The following is a 20,305-nucleotide window of genomic DNA, read 5'->3' on the forward strand; positions in this document are numbered from 1 at the left end:
ATTCTGGTTACCAAGTTGACAGTACTGATCTTAACCAAGTATTAGTTGCAATGCAAACATAAATAGCAGATGATGTTATCCTAATTTCTCCTGGTGTCCCCGTGTCTGTTCTGGATGATGGAGGAATATTTAATGCAGATAGATTGTATGATTTAGCATTGATAGATACATTATTAGTAATCGGATTACCGTTTGCATCGGCTTTTACATAGGGGATGTCTTCGAGGTAGGCTGTTTTGACTACTTTACCAACATAATCAACTTTGAGTACTTTTTTTTCAGGTGCTGTAGGTGTAACAACCTTATTCACACCTATATCAGTAACCAAAAAAATGTTTTTATTTTTACCAGAAACAATAAATGGATTTGCGTTACCACCACCATATATAGATGATACTATTCCGTTTTGATCTACTGTTGTGGCACCTGTGCTATTATACTGTGAAAAATAGGCTATCCCATTTTCATCAACGCAACCGGGAGCAAATGATTTATGACCAATATTTATAATAGAAACCTGAGCTGTTTGTATATTTATTTTATAGATATAATTATTTAACATATTTGAATAGTACAAATAATTTCCAGCAGGATCAATCATACCAAACACTGCGCCTACAATATTAACACCGGGAACAAAAGTAGAATAGCTTCCATCAAACTCTACTTTGTAAATATCAGGGCTATTATAATTATTCTTATTTAAAAATACACATGTACTTGTCACTATTGGAACTGTTGGAACAGATGGAAAAGTTGCAACTACACTTATTACACCTGCCTGAGTTAATTTAAATAAATTAGGACTTCCAACAGAATATTCTTGGTTTTCGTTTGCTTGATGATTTCCACTTGTATAATAAATGTCTCCATTTGCAGCAATACCCATATAGGAAGCAATAATTTGTATAGGTAATGTTGCTATTAAAGATGTTACACCATCTGGCGTTGTTTTCGTTATTGTTCTTCCTAATGAGTTTGAGACATATATGTTGCCATTTGCATCAATAATCATTCTGGCCGCTGATTGACCAAAACTAGCATTTGTACCAAATACTGAACTTACATTCTGCGCTGTTACTTTCTTAATGTCACCATTTCTCAAACCTACATATACATTTCCTTGGCTATCAGTTACCATAGAGTATATAGATGAACTTTCCTTTGCGTAATATCCTAAAGACGAAGACTGCAAACCAGAACTATTAAAAAGTTTGTCAAGTTTTAATCCACTATCATTTGCAACTAAACTATTAACAGTTAATTGTCCTGAAAACGTGTCGGGTCCAGTTTTGTTCAACTTACCATTTATTGCCGTTTGTGTTGCAGTTGAAATCGGCTTGTTTGCATCGCTTGTATTGTCAACCAAATTTAATCCTATTGCCGTCTTATCAAGGGTTTGCCATGACTTGTCTCCTCTATAATATTGAGAAATTGTTCCAGTTGGAATAGTTGTGGCGTTTGCCAATACAAATGCCGTCGTTGCAATCTGAGTTGTATTTGTTCCAGCAGTAGCTGTAGGTGCTGTTGGTGTTCCTGTTAATACTGGACTTACTAAGTTAGCTTTAGTCGCTAAACCAGGTACTGTTGGTAGGTCTGCGGTACCTCCTAAATCTCCAGCTAGTTTAACCTTTCCTTTTATTGTTGAAGAAGCATCAGGCATTGATGTATTCGCCAATACGAAAGCAGTCGTTGCAATTTGTGTCGTATTTGTACCAACTGTTGCAGTAGGTGCCGTTGGTACTCCTGTTAAGTTTGGCGAGACTAAATTAGCCTTTAAATTGAAAGCAGCCTGCGTAGCCGTAGAAACAGGCTTATTCAAATCACTTGTATTATCAACATTAGCAAGTCCTACAGCTGTTTTGTCAAGTGCCTGCCAAGTTTTGTCTCCACGCAAGTATTGGGCAGTAGTTCCGGTAGCAATACTTGGTTCTTTAGTTGAATCCGCAATTGTAATATTAGCAGTTCCGTCAAATGCAGTTCCGTTGATACTTCTTGGAGTTGTTAATTTTGTTGCAGACAAAACATTTTTAGCCGCATCGGCTGTGTTATCAGTATTTGCAAGTCCAACATCTGATTTAGTTAATGTTACAACACCGGTTTTTCCGGCAACACTGTCCACTGCGCCACTTGTAATAAAGATATATGCTGTACCGCTCCAACGATACGTTTTGTTGGTATCGTTTGCAACATATATTTTTCCAGTTTCTCCAGTAGCTGGAAAACCTGCCAGGTTTGTAAATTCTAATACATCATCGACATAACTTGGTAATTGAGTTGTTAGAATAATACCGCTGGAATCCAAAGTAGCCACGCCGTTTGCTACACCTTTTTCAGAAACAGGGATTCTTGGTGTTGAATCGACAGCATTAATTGTAATGTTTGCAGTTCCGTCAAATGCAGTTCCGTTGATAGATCTTGGAGTTGTTAACTTTGTTGCAGACAATACGTTTTTAGCGGCATCGGCTGTGTTATCAGCATTTGCAAGTCCAACAGCTGTTTTGTTAAGTGCCTGCCAAGTTTTGTCTCCACGCAAGTATTGGGCAGTAGTTCCGGAAGCAATACTTGGTTCTTTAGTTGAATCCGCAATTGTAATATTAGCAGTTCCATCAAAGGCAGTTCCATTGATAGTTCTTGGAGTTGTTAATTTTGTTGCAGAGAAAACATTTTTAGCGGCATCGGCTGTGTTATCAGTATTTGCAAGTCCAACAGCTGTTTTGTTAAGTGTCTGCCAAGTTTTATCTCCTCTGTAATATTGCGTGCTTGTTCCAGCTGTAATATTTGCTTGTTTAGCATTCCAAGTTGCTTTTTCGGCATCTGTTACAAATCGGTTATTGATATCCTGAATAATTATACTTGGCGCATGATTCACTGGATGGGTATAATTAGAAAGTGTTCCAAGACGCGTGATTTCAGTATCCGAGAGTAAACTTTTCCCTGTGACTTTATCAACTTTATTATCTTGTAAAACTTTACCTTGTCTAGCATCTAATACCTTTCCAGGAACGGTACAATCAAGAGTATTATTAATATCGCTAAACTCTAATTCTCCAGAAGTGTTAGTGGTCAATATTTTGTTTGGCTGATTTTTTTCTAAATCAGCTACTTTTATTCTGTTGTGATCAGTACTCATTTTTTTTGATTGTTTTATGGTTTGATATTGTCATTTTGTGAGTTAAATATTGTCTTTTTTTTATTGTGACTTGGACTAATCTACAAACCTAAATCCTGCATTAGAGAAAAGTTGAAAGTAAAAAGCATTCAAAAAATTAATGAAATAATTACTTCGTTTGTAAACCTTCAATAAAAAAGGAACCACTCCAAATAAATGGACAAATATGTGGTTCCTAAGAACTGTTCTAAAATTGTTTTCAAGAAGTTTTTTTGCTTTAGATTTAAAGAGACATGTCTTAATTAAATCTAAAAAAGTTTTCACTCCTCACAATTAAGATCCATTGAATTATACATATCATGACATTGGATTGACCAATAATATTTATTTTTATAGTCCATTTATTGTATCGGTTTAATGTTATGTGTCAATATCCCATTAGCGAAAAAGGTGTGAGAAGGACTCAATGACATAGGATAGATATTTCTTTTTTCTAAACTAACAAATACAGAAGTTATCACTATAATTTCTTGGTTTATCCCATACAAATTATCCCCAACAACTACATCACCTAATGGAATGAATTTCCAAATACCATCCCGCTGAATCAATTGAGAATGGCTCGGTGTAGCTTCCAACAACCCTCCATTTATAATAATCGTTTTATAGGCAATTTTTAAATCAATCATGGTTACAGGAGATGCTATTCTATTTTCTTTAAGGAAATTCGAATTCCATTTGTATAGTTCTGACACATCATTAGTATCTTGAAGTGTTTCAATTTCAGTAGAAAGTAACAACTGATTCATCTCCAAGGCTTCGATTGGCTTTTGTGTACCATCAAATAATGTAATTAAAGTACCTTCAACAAAACATACAATTAATGGTTCGATTGGTGTTTTTGATGTTACACCACTAAAAGCGGACCAATTAAATGCTGCATCATTTGCTTTTACTTTATATGAATAGGTTGTGTCATACGATAAATTAAAATCTGCATATACAGTCGCTGTTGTCGTTGCTAGCAGAAACCAGCCAAAACCTTCATCTTTCCATAATTCATATCCAGTAACACCCAAATTATCAAATGGCACAGTCCAAGATAGATTTATTCTAGGGACTGAGTTAACCAGTCTACTGGATATCACAGGCGCATTAGGTGGAGTAGTATCACCAGCAATTACATATTGATACACATTTGATATTATAGATGTTGTGACAGCATCCTGTATTCTATACCATGTAGTTACTGTGGGAATTGATACGCTTCTAGGCGAAGTTACCCCTGCGGTATTGCTTGTCCAAGGTCCTAAACTAGATGTAGTACTAGTTTGTACATGAAACGTTGTAGGGACATAGGCTGTACCACCTATTGTAAAATAAAGATTTCCGGCACTATAAGTGGTAATAGTTATTGATGGTACGACTGCTGCGTGATTATAACCGCGCCACTCATTGATTGTTGCAGGATTTGTACTAGAGGGCTTAGCAATGCTATTTTGATTAATAGCAGCATAGCCTCCATTTTCTGCAGTTTCTAATGATATTTGTGATGTTCTAGCTCTGCCAAGTTCAATATTTATGTCACCCATTGAAATAGGGCCTGATGATACTAAGGTCATGATTTTACTAGTTGAGTTATCAAATTTTTCAATTCTACAATTTGGCTTTGTTGCTCTTTAATAGCTTCAAACAATACTGCAACTGCATTTTGATATTTAACAGCTTTAGTTCCATCTTCTTGAATTAGTACTAATTCTGGGAAAGTGGCTTCAAGTTCCTGAGCTATAAATCCAATGTTGTCTTTTTGTTTTGTATCTATTCTATCATATATTACCCCTCTGGATGCTTGTATTCTCTCAATTACATTCGTAATAGGTCTTATATTTTCCTTAACCCTTGCGTCAGAGAAAGCAGTAACATCTCCCGTTACTGTTAATGAGGCTCCAGTAATTGCACCTGAGAATGCTGAGTATGAAACATAATTTGAATTATCTAGTACTGTTTTCCAACCTTGCCAACCGTAATTATATCTCCTAAAATATAATTGGTCATCCCACATATTTTGAACAATCTGAAAACCATAATTAGGATCTCCAGGATGAGAACCTACAGTTATCCCATTTGAATAACCACTTGTTGCATTGTTAGCTTGTCCAGTATTCCATGAATAAAAAGGTCTAACTCCATTTCCAGGATGTGAATTGTCTGGATTACTATCATACCCTTTTGTTATATTACAAGTTGAAGCGTTGCCTATAAACGATGCCGCTGTAATAGGAACATTGAATACAGATGAACCACTAGTATCAGTTCTAACTAACACGTTATTCGCATAAGTCTCTAATACTCCATCTCCATTCTGTTTAAATCCAGTATCGCTATCACCTATTGCAATAGCGTTTTGTACGTTTAAGCTTCCTGTTCTTGAATTCGCTCCACCTACAGCTATTCCCGAAGTAGCATTTATAGAACCAGTTAAGGTACCACCAGTTAGTGGTAGAACATGGCTACTATAGTTGTATGTAGTTAAGAACTCATAATTTGAACCATAAGCTGTAGCATTAGAAGCTTGGGCTGTAATAAACATTCTTGGCTGACCATTCCTTAAAGTATGTAGAGCACACATTTGTAATACATCGCCTCCAGCATAACCATTTATCCATAGAGTATCAGCCCAGACACTTGGGAAACCAGTCATTGCCACTTTTAATCCTATGCCTTGTCCAAAGTAAGTTTGAGGGTTAAGTTGTTGTCCTCCTAAATATGCAGTAGGCAAATATGTTGCTGAACCAGCATTACCACTGATATTTATTCCCCATGTACCACTAGCGCCAGCACCTATTAAAGTAGGAGAATAGGAATTATAATTACTAGAATTTAACACTCTTGCCCAGGGACTAAATACGTCATTATTTACCTGTCGGATATACATGTCAGGGTTTCCTCCTCCCCATAAATAAGCCTGTTGTGTTCCATAAACATTAGATGGATTGGAATGTCTCATAGATTCTATATTGAACCATTGTCCAGCAACTGGTGCATCAGTCTCATTATTTCCATCATGCCAACTTTTATTACCAGCTGTTGTATTTCTAAAGGATGTTATTATATTCCCTGTATCATTACTTCTTGATAAAAGACTAGAATAGGATGATGTGTTTGAATTTCCTGTTATATTTATTCCCCAAGTTCCAGTAGCACCCACACCAGTTAAAGTAGGGGCATAAGAATTGTAATTACCATTTGTTAAAAGTTTTCCCCAAGAACCCCAAGTTCCGTTTGCACATTTTCGAACATAGGAATTTGGTATATCACCCATTGACACATACGTCTGAATTCCGTAATCTGTAGCGTCATCTGTTTTAGAGCTTGTTAAGATTCCCCAGCTTGAGGTTGAATCAGGAGAAAATGTACTTTGACTGTTTACTTGACATGTATTGACAGAACTTTGTCTATACCCTGTAAATAAAGTATTCAAATTGATAATACTTTTATATGGAACATCCGATGTATTGGTTGGTTTATATAATCCTGCATGATTTCCCCATCCAAAAGCAGTTTGTCCGTTGATAACTCTTAAATCGTTACCCTCAGTTATTGTTCCCGAACTTGTGCCAAAGTTTTTATTAAAAGCTGTATTTTTTGAAAAAGCAGGTTCGTAGTTTCCAGCGGCTTGCTTTCCATTCAATTGTGTTTGAATACTGGAAGTTGCATCATTAAATGCCTGTTGATTTGCAGATTGAAATTTTCTTGTTGCAGTTTCATTGATTTGATCAGCGCTATAATCACCAGTTTGAGCTGTAACTGAACCATTACGCCCAAAAACTGTTGTTACCGCACTATTTGGCGAAAGTAATTCTTGCCAATCTGCTAATAACGTAGGATTTGAACCCTTTAATATAAATGATTTATTTAAATCGGTTCTAACGGCTATATCTCCCGTTTCGGCGATAACAGCCAACATCTCTGCCTGTGAAGCGGTCACTAAAGTGTTTGATATGGTAATCAATGGAAGTTGTGACGAAATCAATTTCCCATCTGCGCCAAGTCCTGCATACCCGTTGGCAACGTTTTTATTTGCTACATTTTCTGCAGTGAATCCTAATGAAGATTGTTTAGCATTCCAAGTTGCTTTTTCAGCATCTGTTACAAATCTGTTATTGACATCCTGAGCAATAATACTTGGCGGGTGATTTGCTGGATGTGTATAATTAGAAAGTATTCCAAGACGTGTGATTTCAGTATCCGAGAGTAAACTTTTCCCTGTGACTTTATCAACTTTTAAACCTAAATCAGTTACTAAATTTGTTACTTGACTTTGGGCAATACTCCCGGTGATTGTTCCTGCAGTTCCTGTAGTATTCTGATTCAATATAGGAAAATCGCTAGCTACAGCAATAACAGGAACTCCAGTAGTAGTGGTGTTTTTTAAAATACCAGTTGCTAAGCCTGAAAGTAATGTACCATTAATTCCTTTTACTGTTAATGCCGTTGAACCTGTTGCATCACCAGTGTGGGTTGCATTAGACACTAAACCGCTATATAATGAATTGACCGCATTATCACCGGTATTTACACCAGTTACACTTCCTGTTCCTGTGGCATATGTGCCTGATGGTTGTTTAGAATTCAATTGGGTTTGAATACTGGAAGTTGCATCATTAAACGCCTGTTGATTTGCAGATTGAAATTTCTTTGTAGCAGTTTCAGTAATCTGGTCTGCTGTATAATCTCCTATTTGAGCTGTAACTAAACCATTACGCCCAAAAACTGTTGTTACCGCATTAGTCGATGAAAGCAATTCTTGCCAATCTGCTAATAACGTAGCGTTTGAACCCTTTAATATAAATGATTTATTTAAATCGGTTCTAACGGCTATATCTCCAGTTTCGGCGGTAACAGCTAACATTTCTGCCTGTGAAGCAGTCACTAAAGTGTTTGATATGCTAATCAATGGAAGTTGTGACGAAATTAATTTCCCGTCTGCGCCAAGTCCGGCATACCCGTTGGCAACGTTTTTATTGGCTACATTTTCTGCAGTGAATCCCAATGAAGATTGTTTAGCATTCCAAGTTGCTTTTTCAGCATCTGTTACAAATCTGTTATTAACATCCTGAGCAATAATACTTGGCGGGTGATTTGCTGGATGTGTATAATTAGAGAGTGTTCCAAGACGCGTGATTTCAGTATCCGAGAGTAAACTTTTACCCGTAACTTTATCAACTTTATTATCTTGTAAAACTTTACCTTGTCTAGCATCTAATACCTTTCCCGGAACGGTACAATCAAGAGTGTTGTTAATATCGCTAAACTCCAATTCTCCATTGGTTTTAGTAACTAAGATTTGGTTTTGAGCGCCTTTTTCTAAATCGGCTACTTTTATTCTGTTATGATCTATACTCATTTTTTTATATTCCGTTAATTAAATAATTATGTGTTTCGTTTAGAAACTATTTTTAAATACCCAAATTCTGCATTAGATTAAAACTGTTAAGAAAAAGAAATTCAATTTTAATAGAATAGCTTTTTTGGCTTCGGTTTTAAAAAATTCCAATGTAGCATTTGGGTTTAATCTTAAAGATTTCAATATGCTTGTTTGTAATTATGAGTTAAAATTCCATTTGCAAAATAGGTGTGAAATGGATTTAATGTCAACGGATAAATTTTTCTCTCTTCTAAATTGATTGTAACTGATGTAACCGGTATAATTTCACTTTCAATAGTGTACAAATTATCTCCAACCAGAATATCTCCTAGAGCAATAAATCTCCAAAGACCATCACGCTGAATTAATTGCAGGTGAGTTGGAGTAGCTTCAAACAAACCATCATTAATTATCATCGTTTTATATGCAACTTTCTGTGTTAATTTGGTAATTGGTGATATAATTCTGGTTTCTAATAAATGTTCACAAGACCATTTATACAATTCACTAGCATCATTGGTGTCAATAAGCGTTTCAATTTCAGCAGAAAGCAGCAGCTGATCCAGGTGTAAATCTTCGATTACCTTTCTTGAACCATCCGGCAATGTAATTAGTGTGCCTTCAACAAAGCAACCGCCTCCTCCTCCACCCCCTCCAGTGTAGATAGGTTCACATGTTCCTCCATTATTTGCATACGTTTGTACATTTGCAGCTAGCCATGCATCTGCCTGCGCATTAGCATCTGCTAAACTAATTGTAGAGACAAACTGATTTGGATACGAGGTAAGTACAACGGTACTTCCGCTATAACCACTTCCGCAGTTATTTTTTTTTGCACTTAATTTTTTTTCTACACTATAATATCTTGTAGTTGGAGCACAAGTAACTGTGTCTAAAACTGGTGCAATATAATCAGGATCTGTAACAACATTTGGTTTTGTTGGTAATCCCGCAGAACTGCCGTCATCTAAATAATACAACTCTAGATTAGCGAATGATTTATATCCTGTATTTCCCATTTCTATTATTTTTTAATAATTAATTACAATTTGTCCTGTAGAAGAATTTTTAAAATATGTTATATAACCAAGATTAGCTACAGATTCTATATTCTTTGATAAGTTAGTACCTTGTATGAGTACTCTTTTAGAATACGTTTGTTTATGCACCTGAGTACCTCCATTATTTATAATATCATATCCTGATTTAACCATTTCTCCACCTAGATATGTGATTACTTCAATATCTATATTTCCTGTATTAACAGCACTGTACCAAGAACCAGCCATTCGTAACTGAATTGTATTGAGTGTAGGAAAGTCTGTAGTTATTTTGCTAAAATTTACCAGACAACTTTCAACTCCATTTGCTTGAGTATTATCGCCTCCCCACATGATGTATGAATCAACTGCTAAAGCATTTAATGGAATTTCGTTATTAAATCCGTGACCCCAGCCCATCCATTTATTGTCTAGAGGTGTTCCTGAATTTACGATTCCGGTATAGGTGTCAAAATCTTGTCCGGCTCCTAATGCCCATTTATACCTTACAACCAAGTAATCAAATGGAGATAATGTTGTTGCGGGTTCCAGCACGCAAGAAGGATTTATTCCTCTCCATGCAGTAATTCTGCATGATCCTGTGTTATTTGCATATGCCTGTACGTTTGCAGCGAGCCAAGCATCGGCTTTTGCATTTGCATCTTCAACACTTATTGTTGATACAAACTGATTTGCAGGAGCAGCAAGTGTAACGGACGTACCAATAACACCGGCAGCGCAATCATTTTTTGACGCAGTAAGTCTCTTGGCTATATTGTAATATTCCATACTCTGTTTATAATTAATTATGAATTGTTCTAACTTATTGAGTGATTTACTTCAATCACAACAATAAGTTTTTAGCAGTAAAAGATTGTTTAGCAATTGTATCCGATTTTAAATTTCGGCTTTTTTTGAAGTACTGATTTAAATTTATTTTTTTGGTGTTAAACCAAATTTCATAAGAGAAAATGCAATTTCATTGCTTATAAAACCAATAGAATAGGCGAGCCAAATACTTGTTTCTATTTTTAAGACTAGATTTGAGAATCTAAAAAAAGCTACAGCAATTAAAAAGCCAATAGTTAAATTAAGTAGATTGTGCTGCAGCAAAAAAGACCAGGACCAACGATGAGGAGTATCATAGCTGTTTTTGTACTTCAATTTTGCGCGAATTATTATAGCGGTAAAAGCCCCGCCAAAAGCTAAAAGGAACCACGCCAAATAGGCTGCTAAATATGTGGTCCCTAATAACTGTTCTAAAATTGTTTTCAAGAATTTTATTCTTCTTGTTTTACAATTTCACCGGTTTCAATGTTTATACGAATATCTCCGTATTCCTCTTTGATTGCTTTTTCTAAATCACTGATGTTTTGCTGCTGAACCGCAATTTGACTTAAAATATCAGCTTTTTGAAATTCGTATTGAATAGACAATTCTCCCAATGATAATCTGGCTTTATCCATGAATGCATTGAAGTCTTGCAACTTCTTTAATTGTTCTGGGTTGATTGCTTTTATTTCTTCTTTTTTTAATGCTACGTTTTCCATTTTAATTTTTTTAATTTTTTTATTGTAATAAATTATTGACTGATCTAAAATTGTTTTCAAGAATTTTATTCTTCTTGTTTTACAATTTCACCAGTTTCAATATTTACGCGAATGTCTCCGTATTCCTCTTTGATTGCTTTTTCTAAATCCCCGATGTTTTGCTGCTGAACAGCAATTTGACTTAAAATATCAGCTTTTTGAAATTCGTATTGAATTGACAATTCTCCTAATGATAGCCTGGCTTTATCCATGAATCCATTAAAGTCTTGTAACTTTTTTAATTGATCTGGATTGATTGCTTTTACTTCTTCTTTTTTAATTTCTTGTGTTTCCATTTTTTTTATGTGTTTTTGAATTTATTTTTTTTGTTTTAGATTACCATTAAGGCCTTTTTAATGCACTTTTTTTATAAGCCCTAAAACAGATAATTTTATTTATTCTAGGGCTGGTTAAACCAGTACTTAATAGTATTTTAAAGATGCTTAATCAATCTAGCTTAATCCATTTATTTATAAATTCCGAATTATTCCATGTAAGAAGCTTTATTGTTTTTTTCAATTAGTTTTGATAAAACACTTCATTGATTTAGTTTTTTTTGAATTAAATATATACTCTGATTTCGATAAAACTTCCACTTATGGCACTATTGATAAGCGTGCCGGAAACATTCTGAGTCGTTGACAATACCGATACATAATTTTGCGTTCCAATTACTGCGTAAGAAGTATATGACTGATAATGACTATCTGAATAAAATATAGCTGTTTTATCAGTTATAAAAGCGCCTCCAGTTACATCAAGTCTATAATACCCTACTGTTTGATATGATGATGTTACTGTTTGTCCTAGGTTATTAAATATTTGAGTTAAAACAGGGGCTGAAGTTCCAGATTGTGATATCATTGCTACATAAGATTTATAAGGCAACGCTTGAGGACTAGAATTAGTTACAGATCCATCTGCCATTAAATATTGAGAACTTGTACCACCAGATTTAATAAATGCTGTTGAAGTTATGCTTGTGGGATTATTGGTTAATGCAATTGTTCCTGATGTTGCTGGTATTTTTAACACGGTAGAGTTTGCCGTAGTAGTATCGAAACTTACAACATTAGCAGTACTTTGACCACTTCCCATTGACCCAAGAGTAATATGATTGTTTTGCATCGCAATAAAGGACGATGTGGAAATTCCTGCATTTGAAGTATTGTTATTAAATCTAATACTGTTATCAAACGATTTAAATCCGCCTATTCTTGAATTATCATTCAATTGAATATAGTTACTCAAATCAGTACTTTTCAAATAAACATTACCATCAACACTTCCATCAGCTTTTAAAAATTGAGAAGATGTACCTCCTGATTTGATAAGTTTAGGCGCTGTAAAATCTCCATTGTTAGAAATCCAAGTTGTATCTACACCTGTTTTGGCGAATAATAAAGCTTTCCCTGTTGATGGAAATGAGGCTTCTATTTTTAATGCAGTACCTCCTAATGAGCTATTAGTCCTCACAAGTAAAGCAGCTCCGTTAGAATTACTGTCAATACTAACTGCTTCAGTAGATGAATTATTTGTAACACCTAAAACTGATGTACTTGCTCCAGAAGCATTTGTTAACAATATTCCGGATAAACTCGGGAAATTAGTAGCCGATTTATAACCTGTAAAAGATTCATTTCCTGTAGTATGCACCACATTAGCATCTATCGCTTTCCCATTCAAAGCAGCCTGCGTAGCCGTTGAAATTGGCTTATTCAAATCACTAGTATTGTCAACATTAGTGAGCCCAACTGCAGATTTGTCAAGCGTCTGCCAAGATTTATCACCTCTGTAATATTGTGCAGTTGTTCCTAGTGCAATAGTATTTTCTTTGCCTGATAAATCTACAACACCACCAATTTTCTTCTCAACCCCATCACTTCCCATTACATACATATCGGTTGTACCGTCAGTTTTGGCGTATAATTTGGCGTGACCTGCGGTTGCAGATGGAGAAGTTGAACTAGCTAACGTTAAAAAACCATCCGTAATATCAGCCTTTTCATTTAAGGTGGTAAATGAAGTTCCAGAAACGTTTCCGTCGTGTGTGATAAAAGCTTTTTCTACTTGTATTTTTTGAATACTGATTGCTTTTCTATTATTATCAGCAGTAGTGGTGTCAAAAGTAGAAGTAGTAGCGTTAGAGCTAGAGTTTTGAACTAGTTTTAAGCAGTTCGCACTATTGTTTTTAGTGATTGTTAAAACATCTTGTACAGAGGAATTGTGCGTTAAGTTTAAAGCCCCGTCTTTTGATTCGTTTCCGGTAGTATGAATTACTTTTGTATCTTCTGCATAAACTGTAGTATCAAGGCTACCATCTCCTTTAACAAACTTTGAACTTGTACCACCAGAAGTAACAAATATTTCAGCTGTTACTTTACCTTCATTGTCGATTTTTGCTTTTACAACATTATTTTTTGACACCTGTAAAATATCACCTGTTGACGCAGTTTCTGAGTTTATCTGTACTGCAACTCCAGCTCCAGCATTTGATACTTTCACTCCACTACCCGTTGAAGAATTTTGTAATGAAATTCCACTTCCTGCACCACTATTTGTAACATCAAGTGAAGTTGCTGCTGCACCACTGTTTTTTAATATAATACCACTAGTTGAGGTAGCGGTTGTGTTATTAAAAGTTAATAATCCGTTTTTAGTTTCATTTCCTGAAGTATGTAAAAAACTGGTGAAATCGATAGCTGTTCCTGATCCGCTTCCAGGATTTGGACTCAAATTTTTATACCAGTAATCTACTTCTAAATTTCTGTCGCTTACGGTTTCTAAAAATTTAATTTGTGCTGTGTCGTAATTGACAGTGTAATCTGGACCTTCTTGTAATAATTGCCCGTTTTTAAATACTTTAACACTTTTTGGAATAGGAAAATAGGTTAAAGGAAGGATTGTACCGCTAAATGAATCCTCAAAGTTTTCTTTGTGCGGCATAAAAGAGTTACCTGTAATAATCCCAATATTTTGTAAGCCGGTACGCAAAAGTGCGGGAGTTACATAATGTTCCGTATCGGTACCTGTTTCAACCATTTGAAAGTCGGCTTTGTCTTCGTCTTTATGAACAAAACTGTCAAAAATTTCTTTGAAATCACTCTCAGATGGGATATCTGCATTTTGAAATTTAGTGCCAATGTTAAATCTGTTTGTTGCCATGTTGTTTGAAATTTATTTTCTTTTTGTAACTATTATTTTGACTAGCTTGATTTTAAATCCCAACGAATCGTTCTCGTTGGGATTCATTTCTATTTAGAGGGTTAGGATTTTTTCCTCACTACTGAACATTCCGGAAGAATTTACTGAAAGGACTTTGAAGTGATGGTAAACTCTTTCATCATCATTGTTCTTAATCAAAAGCTCATCTGTGTACGATGGAACATCAGCTAAGGCAAGAATTACTTCACTATCGTTAGAAACTTTCTCATGAATTTTCTCCCAGTTTCCTTGATTGTTCATTTTGTAAAGAAGATAGGTACCATTATGAACTGTTTTTTTCCAATTGAAAACAACTGGTTTCAATATAGATCCATTTATTCCTGTTGGAACTCCTATAGCTTTTAACACTGGTGATTCAGGCGAAATAGCATCAGCAATCACTGTAGCCGTAATTTTTGATGGTTGAGACGGGGTATAATCAATATTGACGATCGGATTAAGTTCAGTCGAACTTGGATCAGCATATTCAATTTCTCTTGAAACCGTAATTCTATAGAAAAGCCCATCTCCAAAAGGAACACTTTCGAGATCTTCAAATTCATCATAAACGGTCCAGACGCTATCAAAGTCAGCAGATAAAGTATGCTCATCAATTAAAATTTCTTTGACAGCGGTCATCGTTCTGATGGATTGTGCATCAAGTACATTTGTGGCACGATAGATGTTTATTTTCCTGATGTTGTATTCCGGTTTGTAAGTATTTAATTCTATTTGAATAGAAGGTTTGATTCCTAAAACCTTATTTTCTAAAACAGGCATGATTCGCTTGATTTCCGGTGTCTGAGGCGGATTTGAAGGCACTAGTTTTACTGGTCCTAAAAATGTACTAAACTCACTGAAATTCATTTTAATATCCATTTCACGAACTCCGTAGAAGTAGATACTTTGTGAATTTCCATCCAGATTAAAATCAGTAAATTGTGTTCTACATTCGGTTTCATTTGCGATTTTCATCATTGGCGCAATGTCCAAATCAGGATTAGGATACTTTAAAATATTCCCGTTCTTGTCTTTAATCGTTTGTTTTTTATTGACAGGAACATAGCTATTATCCTTAATATAATCGTAAATTACGGGTACTTCTGTTAGCGGTACAAAAACAGCATGAATGGCTTGTTCTATAAAGTGAATGGCCAATAAATTTCTTTCTATTCCATTTTTTGTCGAAATGATTACATCATTAAGAGAATTAAGCTTAAGAAGCTTTGGAACCTGTATTGCTGTTGGGTGCGATTGATTATGCCAATTAATAAATTCATTTATTGAAGCCAGTAACAAAACGCTATCTGGAGCTGGAAAACGGTATTTAAATTTTGCATCAGCTTCCTCTGGGTATTCCGTATAGTTCAATGGGACTCTCAGAGGCAACGGATCTGGCTGTTTATCAGGTGCTAATAAATCAACTGGATTCAATTTGTTGTTTTGGTTTATTAGTGTTTCAAAGTCTAAAAAATCCTGCCATCTATTCGTAAAATAAGTTTCATTGTTTCCACCGAGCTTACTTAGGTTTTCACGTATTGTTTTAATTGTTGCAGCTTCGTATAAAACATTTAATAAAGCATCATCATTTGCCCTGTAATGCAGCATTCCGTAGGGTTTTCTATCATATTTGGTTGTAAATGTGTAGGTTGATCGATTAAAAAAATCTGGTCTTGTAGCATACAAAGGTCCTTTTACCTCTTCAGGCTTAATTGGTTTTTCAATTCTAACTGCATACATTGGAGTAGGCACACTAATTTTAGAATCAAAGCCATACAAATTGGAATGACTACTAATTCCAAAAATGGAATAGTGCGTATTTTCTCCAGCTCTAGGCAGAATGTTTGCTGCTGTAATTCCGTTTGCAGGATCAGCAAAAAGATATGCTTTATAACTTGGATAATAATTTATTTCCTGCTCTTGCGGTATCTGCTCAACATTTTCTTTAATAATGATGTGATCATAATTCGGATCCATATTTTGGGTTCCGTCATTTTTTATTTTGAAAGTAGGATCATTAATAGTCAATACTAAATCTTCATTTGTTCCGATATTGTATGCACGTACAACTTTAAACTCTTTTCTGGATTTTACAGGAATAGGATTGGAACCTTCAAAACAACTTTTAGTAAATAAACGAACAGAACCATTCATCCATTCAACTGAATTTCCATTGTTAGTATATTGTGGATGTTGATCTAGTTTTAACCCTTTGAAAGTAAGCTTATATAAACCAAAATGTTTTTGTACCCGTTTTTGTTCCGCATCAAATAGTGGAATTACATCTTTATCTAGAGTTAACACATATTTGCCGTTTTCATCAACTTGATAGGCATCTTCCAAGACCTTTTCGACAATTACTCTTTTGTTCCAAATACCTCTTGTTTTTTCTACTTGTAAAGTATCATTTCCCTGACTGTCTTTTTGTAAAACAACTTCTCTATGAACCGTTTTTAAAGCTTGAGGTACCTGAACCTGAAAACTAATTGGACTTGGCTGATGCCAGTTGGCAGGCGTTAACATATTCTCTACTAAAGAGCATAATTCGTTTACCGGTTTATTAATTTCCTTGATTTGTTCAGAATTTATTGTAGCATCTCCATCTGAAAGAAGACTTTCGCTTACTTCTTTTTTTAATACTTCAATATCGGCAGAGTCAAATTTTCCTGCAGTAATGATAACATTGTTAATACCCTGAATGATATAGTTTTGATCACCAACCGTTAAAATACCTCCAATAAATCGGTCTTTATTATCATTAGTTAGGTTAATCTTAATATCTTCGCCACTGCTCAGGATTTTGTACTCTTTAACTTTAATGATTGAGGTAAGCTCATTCGAGATACTATTTGTAATATCCACGATTTTAGCATGCTCAATTTGAGGCAGGCTATCTCTGTAATAAACTTTAAAATAATCGGCAAATAGCTCTTCATTATCTGGATAAATTTTATCCGCAAGTAAAGCATCAGTATTACTCATTCCGTCAGGAACTGGATAGTTTAATAATTCCTGAATACCAGAATATTCGAAAAGAAGTCGGATATACGTTTTATCTGTTATGGATTTATCTTCTAATAATGTTTTTAATTTGAGCTGTTCACTCATTGAAGTAAACATTAACGGATTTTCTTCAGTAATCAATAGCGAATTGATTCCTGTTGGAGGCAATAAGGTATTTTTTGGTTTAATATCCGAAGTAATTTCTAATTGTCTTCCAGATGTTGCTCTTGAAAAAATGTTAATACCATATCCTTGATAAACATAAGTCTGAAGACCTGTTTTTTCCTGACGAACATTTAAAAATGACTTTCCAGATTCTGGGATAACAATCGGAGCAGGTTCATAAGATCCACGAGTTAATGCTGCAGTGACATTAGAATATGCTGTGTCAGATGATAATTCTGGTTTTTGCCAATTGGTTTCGCCTTTAAATTTATAATCTACTCCCGCATAAATTGGGAATGTAAAAGAACTTCCGTCGTATTCTTCTGTAGAATTAAAGAATACAGTATCTACACTATAGTCTTTAATATCACTCATAAACAAGCTCACATATCTTTTCTTTCCGTCAAAACTGTACCCGTCAGGATCTGTGATTTTGGCTGTTTGTTCGTCTTCATCTGAACCAGCATTCAAACCAGGCAAAAAATTGCTTAATTGTACAGGAAGAGGTAAACGTTCTGTGTTTACAGAAGTTGGAATACTCATAGAAAGGTGCTGTACTTCTTTAGGAGTAGCACCTCCTTCTAAATTTTTAAGTGTAACATACTCTGTAAGATAAATGTATTCTCCAGAAAAAACCGTTTCATCAATATCAATACATCCTAAACCTAACATTCTGGCAATATGGTAATCATTTGCAGCAATGTTTAATAAATCCAGGTTAGATATTTCAGTCGAATTTTTTGCAAATTCTGCCACTTCACCCTCTTGAGGTTCGTTGACAGGTACATTGTCATTAAATTTGATAGTTTCTAAAGCCTTTGGATTAGTACCGTCATTACTTAAGCTTAAATAACTTTCAACAACTTGTTTAATGTTTTTATCTCCTTCTTGGGTTGGACGTTTCCATTTATCTTTATAGTTGTTTACATTTACGTATTCGCCATCATTAAATTTCAACCATTTTCCGTGAACAGCATTTAGTTTCGGCTCTAATTGTTCAAATGCTTTATTATCATCAGTAGTCAGAGCATATTTTCCTTTTAGATCCCAAATTCCATTCTCATTTGCATTTAGGATAAAATCAGAATAAAATTCAAAATTGATTTCGCTTAATAAACAACTACTAGCTTTAAATCGGATGCTTCTTCCGTTTTCTGCAACTACGCGTATCGTATTTACTTGTGTTGAAGAATAGGTTTTACGATTACTAAGCCTTTTTGGTGCAACAATGCTATTTTCAGCAACGGATAATGTTTCTAATTTTACAATGCCTGAGTCGTTAGCTGAAGTAAATTTTAGCTCTGCAGCAAAAAACAATTCGCTTTTATTTTCAATCTCAATAATCTCATTTCCATAAGCCTTAATAAAGCCTGATGGGTTTAACATCGGATCAATACTTGCTCTTGTTGACAGATATTTTGCTTTGTTTTTGAAATAAACATAAATCGATCTTTGTGGATTTGACGTTTTATAAACCCATAACATCTTTTGCTTATCTACTGACTGTGGTTTTTTTGTTAAGTCTAATTTATGAACAACTTTAGTATAAGCAGCTCTGTATACTTTTACGAAGTCATCAGTTTTATTAAAATTAGAATTTACTCCTGTAAACAGATTTCCTTTTGGAAGATGGTTTGCTCCTAATTCTCCAGCAAAAAGCCAACGAAGATGGATCCCTTTTGTACTATCAAGTCCTTTTGAACCTGCAGCAGCAATTTGTAAACTGGTAGATTGCAAAGCTGTTTTAGTAGGATCTACAACAACAGTGTACAATTCTTTTGTAACGTTGAAGTTGATACTTAAGCCCAGAGGATTGCTAACTTTATTTATAACCAATAGTGCTGGGAAGTTTCCGGTAGCTACAGGTGTTCCATCAACTCTGATGTTAACTTCAAGCTGAGAAGAACCGGCAATAGTAACGGCGCTTTCCAGTTTAAAAACCAATCCATCAATATTACTTGCGTTATGAATTCTTGTTCCGGCTGGCAAAGTTAGGGCAACACGGCTTTTATTTTTAAGAACCAAAGTTCCGGCACTTTGATGTACGGCCAAACCTCTTCTTAAAACCGGATAAACTAATTTGTTTTGAATAATACTTACATTAGGCAAACAACCAATTTGTGCACTTGATAAATCAGCATTAAGTTGGTTCAGTTCGTTTCCTAAAGTGCTAAAATCAGGAACTCTAATATAATCTGAATTCAGAATAGAAATACCGCCACTTTTCAATACTGGTGCTTTTCCTAGAAAAGAGTTCAGGGGAATTACCAATTCGCTCGCATTGTTAACCGTACTTGTTACGCCATATACAAAAATTTGCGATTTTAGATTTAAATCTCTGTATAAAGCTGTAAGTGCCTCAGAATTGTTTACCTGCATACCGTCTGTAACGATAACAATAATATCCGGAATTACAGCTAAATTGTTGACCGCTTTTAGACCAGATGCCCAGTGATCAGACTGTTTATTAGCCCTGCCTGAACCAAACAAATTGGTCCAGGTTAAAAATTCAGCTTTATTACTCGAAATTCTTTTTTGAATAACATGATCAGATCTTAGAGTATCATCATTGTCAGACATTCCGATTAACGAAAGTGTTATATTACTCTGGGCTTGAGAATTGATAAATGAAGTTAGTCCATCACGTATTTGCTGCGCTTCGTTTCCATTTATAGAACCCGACTCATCAACAACGATAGCTATATGCGTTTCGCAGCCCGAGAGTTGACTTTCTTGTAGATTTATAGAATTCATTATGTATTGT

The 20,305-nt window shown here is 34.9% G+C and carries 10 protein-coding genes; all 10 read right to left on the minus strand.

Annotated features, from left to right (window positions below; all coding sequences use genetic code 11):
- Positions 1-7: 7 nt before the first annotated feature.
- The gene (locus FJV36_RS16105) at positions 8-3,133 is read right to left on the minus strand and encodes a DUF5050 domain-containing protein (protein WP_158728213.1); all 3,126 of its coding nucleotides are present in this window, start codon (positions 3,131-3,133) and stop codon (positions 8-10) included.
- Between the two features lie 380 nt (positions 3,134-3,513).
- Positions 3,514-4,734 carry a hypothetical protein gene (locus tag FJV36_RS16110; RefSeq protein WP_158728214.1) on the minus strand — a complete coding sequence of 407 codons (1,221 nt, stop codon included), beginning with the start codon at positions 4,732-4,734 and terminating at the stop codon, positions 3,514-3,516.
- Entirely contained in the window at positions 4,731-8,519 is a 3,789-nt protein-coding gene (locus tag FJV36_RS16115; RefSeq protein ID WP_158728215.1) for a tail fiber domain-containing protein, read from the minus strand. Before FJV36_RS16115 ends, FJV36_RS16110 begins: the two co-directional genes overlap by 4 nt.
- A 179-nt stretch (positions 8,520-8,698) precedes the next feature.
- The gene (locus tag FJV36_RS16120; RefSeq protein ID WP_158728216.1) at positions 8,699-9,559 is read right to left on the minus strand and encodes a DUF5977 domain-containing protein; all 861 of its coding nucleotides are present in this window, start codon (positions 9,557-9,559) and stop codon (positions 8,699-8,701) included.
- A gap of 12 nt (positions 9,560-9,571) precedes the next feature.
- Complete coding sequence (locus tag FJV36_RS16125; RefSeq protein ID WP_158728217.1) at positions 9,572-10,369, minus strand: DUF5977 domain-containing protein; 798 nt, start codon at positions 10,367-10,369, stop codon at positions 9,572-9,574.
- 144 nt (positions 10,370-10,513) lie between these two features.
- Complete coding sequence (locus FJV36_RS16130) at positions 10,514-10,855, minus strand: hypothetical protein (protein WP_158728218.1); 342 nt, start codon at positions 10,853-10,855, stop codon at positions 10,514-10,516.
- A gap of 5 nt (positions 10,856-10,860) precedes the next feature.
- Positions 10,861-11,130 carry a hypothetical protein gene (locus FJV36_RS16135; protein ID WP_158728219.1) on the minus strand — a complete coding sequence of 90 codons (270 nt, stop codon included), beginning with the start codon at positions 11,128-11,130 and terminating at the stop codon, positions 10,861-10,863.
- Positions 11,131-11,195: 65 nt separating this feature from the next.
- Positions 11,196-11,465, minus strand: coding sequence for a hypothetical protein (locus FJV36_RS16140; protein ID WP_158728220.1), 270 nt, complete (start codon positions 11,463-11,465; stop codon positions 11,196-11,198).
- A gap of 265 nt (positions 11,466-11,730) precedes the next feature.
- The gene (locus FJV36_RS16145) at positions 11,731-14,334 is read right to left on the minus strand and encodes a hypothetical protein (protein ID WP_158728221.1); all 2,604 of its coding nucleotides are present in this window, start codon (positions 14,332-14,334) and stop codon (positions 11,731-11,733) included.
- A gap of 93 nt (positions 14,335-14,427) precedes the next feature.
- Positions 14,428-20,295, minus strand: a complete 5,868-nt coding sequence (locus tag FJV36_RS16150; RefSeq protein WP_158728222.1) for a vWA domain-containing protein — start codon at positions 20,293-20,295, stop codon at positions 14,428-14,430.
- Between the last annotated feature and the right edge of the window lie 10 nt (positions 20,296-20,305).

Origin of the sequence: Flavobacterium sp. I-STPP5a, assembly GCF_009764685.1 — a bacterium.
Lineage (GTDB): Bacteria > Bacteroidota > Bacteroidia > Flavobacteriales > Flavobacteriaceae > Flavobacterium.